This is a genomic window from Microvirga pakistanensis (genome assembly GCF_004458765.1).
Taxonomy (GTDB): domain Bacteria; phylum Pseudomonadota; class Alphaproteobacteria; order Rhizobiales; family Beijerinckiaceae; genus Microvirga; species Microvirga pakistanensis.
Window position 1 is genome coordinate 1 of sequence record NZ_SPJX01000097.1, and the last position, 223, is coordinate 223.

The following is a 223-nucleotide window of genomic DNA, read 5'->3' on the forward strand; positions in this document are numbered from 1 at the left end:
ATCGGCGGCGGGAACGTCATCACGGGACGCACGCGAGAAAGGCGGCACAGGCCGCCTTTTCTTATTGGATCTTGTCGAGCATTTTGTAGTAGAGGCCAACCATCGGGAGGAACCATGGTTTTCCTGAGTACCCGGCGATGGTCGGCCATTCCAGACCATTGACCGGATTGCGATCGCCTCTGCCCATAATCGCGTCGGCAAGAAGGATGCCCATCTGTGTTGA

At 57.0% G+C, this 223-nt stretch carries 1 pseudogene; it reads right to left on the reverse strand.

From position 1 onward, the window contains the following. Positions 1-61 precede the first annotated feature (61 nt). Positions 62-223, reverse strand: a pseudogene (locus tag E4K09_RS30060) (FAD-dependent oxidoreductase); the annotation flags it as partial.